At 64.2% G+C, this 5,370-nt stretch carries 5 protein-coding genes and 1 pseudogene; 2 read left to right on the forward strand and 4 right to left on the reverse strand.

Annotated elements, in window-relative coordinates:
• Positions 1-171: 171 nt before the first annotated feature.
• Positions 172-966, forward strand: a complete 795-nt coding sequence (locus tag QLH51_RS19605; RefSeq protein WP_125662707.1) for a hypothetical protein — start codon at positions 172-174, stop codon at positions 964-966.
• Between the two features lie 893 nt (positions 967-1,859).
• Here the strand turns inward: QLH51_RS19605 and QLH51_RS19610 are convergent.
• Positions 1,860-2,108: pseudogene (locus tag QLH51_RS19610) on the reverse strand (PA0069 family radical SAM protein); the annotation flags it as partial.
• Between the two features lie 53 nt (positions 2,109-2,161).
• Here QLH51_RS19610 and QLH51_RS19615 point away from each other — a divergent pair.
• A complete protein-coding gene (locus QLH51_RS19615; RefSeq protein ID WP_125662713.1) occupies positions 2,162-2,491 on the forward strand; it encodes a VOC family protein in 330 nt (109 codons plus the stop codon).
• A gap of 4 nt (positions 2,492-2,495) precedes the next feature.
• On the opposite strand, the gene moaB is transcribed toward QLH51_RS19615, so the two are convergent.
• From moaB to QLH51_RS19630, 3 genes are all read right to left on the reverse strand, one after another.
• On the reverse strand, positions 2,496-3,023 hold the full coding sequence (moaB, locus tag QLH51_RS19620) for a molybdenum cofactor biosynthesis protein B (protein WP_125662714.1): 528 nt from the start codon (positions 3,021-3,023) through the stop codon (positions 2,496-2,498).
• The gene (locus QLH51_RS19625) at positions 3,013-4,758 is read right to left on the reverse strand and encodes a lytic transglycosylase domain-containing protein (protein WP_125662720.1); all 1,746 of its coding nucleotides are present in this window, start codon (positions 4,756-4,758) and stop codon (positions 3,013-3,015) included. The genes moaB and QLH51_RS19625 overlap by 11 nt, the downstream gene beginning before the upstream one ends.
• A 29-nt stretch (positions 4,759-4,787) precedes the next feature.
• Positions 4,788-5,370: uracil-DNA glycosylase family protein (locus QLH51_RS19630; RefSeq protein WP_125662717.1), on the reverse strand; the 583-nt coding region annotated here is incomplete at its 5' end.

Here is a 5,370-nt window from a genome sequence, read left to right on the forward strand (position 1 = left end):
GCCTTCTTCTGTCATGCTCGCGGCGAGCGGTTTCGGTCCAGCCCATATGATCCCCGTGGTCTTCGCAACCCTCGGTGAATCACAACTGGCTGAAATCGCTCAACCTAATTTCCGGTTGGGCTCTTAGATTTCAATGGTCAGTTGAAGTGCTCCACAAACGGAGCAAACCTCATGTCGACCGATATTCTTGTTACTGGCCGTCGCAAGCAGACTGCGAGTGGTGTCACCATGACCCGCGGCTTTACTGTATTGCCAGAGAACAATTCGGCAGATTCCGTTGCCTATGATTACGATCAGCCGCAGAACCCTGCGGATGGTGAGGTTGCCGTGAAAGTGAACGTCTCACTCACGAACTCGGCAAATCAGGCAAAGGCCATTGATGCGGCGAACAATATTGCCGAAGCCGTGGCGACGATCATTGCGGCAGCCTCCAAGCTTCCCGCATCGACGGTGATTCCGCTACCAAACGGGACGCGTATTACGGCTGGCGACCTCTTGACGCAGATCAAAGGTACGAAGTTTGTCGTAACAGACATCCAGCAGTCGAACGATGGCGTCGGATCGGCGGATCGTAGCACGATGACAGATACGCTGTACTTCGCCTCGTTTGCCGAAGGTACAGGCGCTAAGGCGTACACCCAATCCGGATATCTTGGGTATGGGGTGATCGGAATAATTCTGCACGAAGTCGTTCACATGTCCGTCGCTGGCTATCAGAATTTTCAAAATTCTAGCCTGTACTTCAACCGGGAGAACGCAGAACTCAAGATCAAGAATGCGCCATTCTACGGTTCTGATTACTCTAAGGCGAACGAGATGTTCGCGCACGTTGGTTCGATTAGCGCCGGCAATATCTTGGGGTTCGATCTGTCCGCGTACAACGACGGAATGACGAAGGGGGTTTTCAAAGACCTTTCGTATCGGTCGCCGTTGCAGGTTTACAATGAACGGAAGGCGGAGCGCTAACGCTTGCCTAACGGCATTCGTCTGCATGTCATGACCCAGTAGACCCATTCCGATCCCGTTTGACACTGGTCCTGAGAAGCGTATCCTGCTGACAGGAAACGAAAAACGGGATCGGGCAATATGTTGATGCTGCTAGCGCTCGTCCTGAACCCTTCGGTTGTTAGCGCCGAACGGGTTCAGGCGTCGATAATGACTGTCGACGGTAAGCCGATCGCGGACGTCGTAAGCTGGACAAGACTAGTAAAGGACGATGAAGTTAAACCGCTACTCCCAAGAGACAAAATCGGATTGGGATATGCACATATTCGGTGCACTTCCATTCGAGCGAATGGGCAACCGTTCAACTGCCAAACATCAAGGGACGGCTTAGGGCAAAATGCGACGTTAGACGCCGACTTTGAGCGAGTTGGCTTGAAGGCTGTGCAATTGATGCGAGTTGATCCGTCGGTTGCGAAGAGATCGGTTGGCAAAAAATTGGCCTTCAACATAAGCATAGCATTCAAGAATGGTGACGGCGTTCGCAGGTGGGGTGATTGCTACCCGTTCTGTCAAGCAGGGCTTCCACAGGCACCGGTTGTGCCTTCGAAATAAACAAACTTATGGTTCGATCAGGATCAATCAACGAACTAGCGATCTCGTGATGCTCGCGTCAGTTGTTCGTGGCGCGAGTTCAATTTGATAGCCGAGGTATCCGACGACCGCGTTCGACGTGAATATCCGAAGGAGCAAGAGACCAGCCATTGTCTCTTGCGGCGTCGACTACCAGATTCGTCTGTCGTTCTAAGGAATTGCCGTCCTCCTGGATGAGAGTCGACCACCTAATATACGCAATAGCGTCCATGTGTCCTCGCGCGCGGCAGCTAGCGCAACGATGCGTCCACTAAGCGAGTTTTGCAACCGTTGCGGTGTTGGTCGCAGCCGCGACAGGGATTGATGCTGCGGTCGAACGGGATGTCGGGCGAACTGTTGCGCGCCAGGATGGTCCGGGGGCGCTCGATCGCGACGCTGGTGCGCAGGACCGGCGCGACCCCGTCGACCGTCTCGCGCCAGTCGAGCCAGTCGCCATCGGCCTCCTGCGCCGGCAGCGCGAAGCGGGTGCTTGCGGCATTGTTCGTCGCTCCACGGGCCGGACGGTTGCGCATCGCACGAACCTATGCGATTAATCGGAACGAAGCAAGAACAAGGAGGGTCGGATATGGCGCGGTTGAACTATCTCGAACTGCCGGTCGCGGCGACGGGGCCGGGCAAGGCGTTCTATGCCGCGGTGATGGGGTGGCAATTCGTCGACTATGGTCCGGACTATGCGGCGACGACCAGCGGCGATACCGATCTCGGGCTCGACGCCGACACCACGCTTGCCACCTTGCTGCCGGTGATCGAGGTCGACGATCTGGAAGCGACGCTGGCCGCGGTCGAGGCGGCGGGCGGGACGGTGGTGCAGCCGATCTTCGCCTTTCCCGGCGGCCGCCGCTTCCATTTCCGCGATCCCGACGGCCATGTGCTGGCGGCGATGGTCGCCGAATAGCGGCCTACCGCTCCAGCAGGCGCGGCATCAGCTCGACGAAGTTGCACGGCTGGTGGCGGATATCCAATTGTTCGCGCAGGATGCCGTCCCAGCCGTCCTTTACCGCCCCGGTCGATCCGGGCAGCGCAAAGATATAGGTGCCGCGCGCGACACAGGCGGTGGCGCGCGACTGGATCGTCGACGTGCCGATCTTGGCATGGCTTTGCCAGCGGAACAGTTCGCCGAAGCCGGGGATCAGCTTGGTCGCGACGCGCTCGACCGCTTCGGGCGTCACGTCGCGGCCGGTGACGCCGGTGCCGCCGGTGGTGATGACGCAATCGATGCTGTCGTCGTCGATCCAGCCGTGCAGCCGGGCGACGATCGTGTCGATGTCGTCGCGCACGATCGCCCGGTCGGCCAGCACATGGCCGGCGTCCTCGATGCGGGCGACCAGCGTGTCGCCCGAACGATCGTCCGCGATTCCCCGCGTGTCGGATACCGTCAGCACCGCGATGCGCACGGGCACGAACGCGCGCGCCTCGTCAATTGGCATCGGCGATCCGCGTCCGGCCGTTCGCGCCCACCCGCACGGCGGCGGCACCCGGCAGGCCGGGGAATTTCGGCCACATCCCCTGCGCCAGCGCGGCGCGACTGGCCGACGTCTTGCCTGCCTGCTTCTCGTACATCCAGTAGTTGCGCAGCACGGTCATGACGTAGCCGCGCGTTTCCCAATAGGGGATCGATTCGATGTAGAGCAGCGGATCGCCGCCATCCTTCAGCTGCACGTTCCACGCCTCGACCGGGGTCGGGCCGGCATTGTACGCGGCGATGACCTTGGGCAGCAGCCCGCCGGTGAACGGCCGGTCGCGCAGCTGCTCCAGATAGCTCTGCCCGACCGCCATGTTGACCTGCGGCTTCGACAGTGCCGATTTTTCCAGCGTCAGCCCGTGCGCGCGGGCATAGTCGGTCAGCGCGCCGGGGCGGATCTGCATCAGCCCCGTCGCGCCCGCCGGGCTGACCACCCCCGCGTCGAAGCGCGACTCCTGCAACGTGTGGGCGAATACCAGCGCCTTGTCGACGCGCCAGCCGCCTTCGGGCGTCCAGTCGGGGGCGGGGTAGCGCGCCTCGACCAGCGGCCGTGCGCCCTGCGGCCCGTTGTGCGACATCCACAGCTGCGTCGCGGGCAGGTTGAGGTTGCCGCACAGCCGGGTCAGCGCGGCATAGTCGCCTGGTCCCCCGATGCGCGCCTGATGGCGCAGCAGCTTGTCGGCCAGCGCATTCTCGCCGACCTCGATCAGCGCGGCGGCGACCTTCACGTTCGAACGCCGCTCCAGCGCGCGCCAGTCCCCGGTCACCGGCGCGCGGCCAGTGGCGTCGGCGCCTTCGATCAGCCCCAGCGCCTGTCGCGCCAGCAGCCCGTAATAGGTCTCGCCATATTGCGCGGCGGTCTGCAACCGGGCCTGCACCAGATCGGGGCGGCCGCAGGCGATGTCGGCACGCGTCGCCCAATAAAGCCCGGCCGAGCGCAGTTCGGTGTCGCCCGCGCGCTGCGCGACGCTGGCAAAGGCGCCCTGCGCGGCGGCGCAGTCCTGCTGGCGCCATGCGGCAAGGCCCTGCGTCCAGTCGGCCTGCGCGGTCCATTCGCCCTGTCCGCGTTGCGCGACGGCGGCGAGGCGGCGGGCATTGGCGTCGTCGCCGGCGACGAAATAGATCCATGCGACGCGACCACGCATCTCGGTCAACGCCTCGGGCGTCAGGTCGGCTTCGCGCGTGGCGATCAGTGCTTCGGCAGCCGCACCGTCGTCGGTCTTCACATAGGGCTTCATCGCGTCGAGCAGCTGCGCGGCGGCGGCGTCGCTGCGTGCGGCCCTGGCGCGGACGCGGACCGGTGCCGCGTCGAACCACACCAGCCGCTGCGGCGTCGGCAGTTCGGGCAGCGCGGTGGCGCCGCGTACCCTGGCGATGCGGGCGAGGTCGGGTGCCTGGGGCAGGTCGGGCGCCTCGCCCAGCACCGCCAGCAGTTGCGGCAGCTCGACGCGGGGCGAACCCTTGGCGGTATAGAGTTCGGCGCGGGCGACGGCGTGGAGCGGCCCCGGCTTCATCGCGTCGAGCCGCAGCTGCGCATCGGCCCAGCGCCCGCCGCGAATGGCTTCGAACACCTGACGATAGGTGTCGCGATCCTCGGGGGAAAGTTGCGGCGGGATGCGCGCTTCGGCGGCGGCGGGGATGACGGCCCCGCGAGTCGGCGCGTCGTCGGCATGGGCGGTGGCGGGCAGGGCGGGCAACATCAGCGCCGCGAGCACGAGTTGGGTCAGCTTCACGTGGTCGTATCCCTGATAAGCAACTGCAGGTGCCGCCACGTCTCCGCCTTGGCCAACGGCCGCTCCAACAGGAAGCGCGGGTGGAACGTAGCGATTGTGGGACAGGCTAGCTCGTCATGGTTAAGCGTCCGTAAACCACCGCGCGCGCCGTCGGGACCGATCAAGGCGCGGCACGGTTCGGCGCCGAACAGCAGCAGCCGCGCCGGCGCGACCAGCGTAACGAGGCGGCGGGCAAGGTCGTCGAGCGTTTCCTGCGCATCGGCGGGCACGCGGCCGGTCAGCGGGCGGGCATGGGCGATCCCGGCGACGACCGTGCCCTCGCGCGTCTCGCCGATCGCCGCCAGCATCCGGTCGAGCAACGCGCCGACCGGGCCGGTCATCCAGCCGCTTTCGCCCGAATCATCGTCCTCGGGCAGGTCGGTCAGGATCATCAGCGCCGGATTTTTTTGCGCCACGACCGGCACCCGCGTTGCGTTCCACCCGGCTTCGGGCGCGGCATCGCCCATCCGCCATGTCAGAAACGCATCCAGCGTGTCCGGCGGCAGGTCGGCGGCGGGTGTCGACGTTACGGCAAGCGGG

The organism is Sphingomonas sp. 2R-10 (genome assembly GCF_030062225.1).
Taxonomy (GTDB): domain Bacteria; phylum Pseudomonadota; class Alphaproteobacteria; order Sphingomonadales; family Sphingomonadaceae; genus Sphingomonas.

Bases quoted from the DNA above. Each gene is read 5' to 3' on its own strand.
- moaB (WP_125662714.1), bottom strand. From the start codon at position 3,023: ATGCCAATTGACGAGGCGCGCGCGTTCGTGCCCGTGCGCATCGCGGTG.
- QLH51_RS19605 (WP_125662707.1), top strand. From the start codon at position 172: ATGTCGACCGATATTCTTGTTACTGGCCGTCGCAAGCAGACTGCGAGT.
- QLH51_RS19615 (WP_125662713.1), top strand. From the start codon at position 2,162: ATGGCGCGGTTGAACTATCTCGAACTGCCGGTCGCGGCGACGGGGCCG.
- QLH51_RS19625 (WP_125662720.1), bottom strand. From the start codon at position 4,758: ATGTTGCCCGCCCTGCCCGCCACCGCCCATGCCGACGACGCGCCGACT.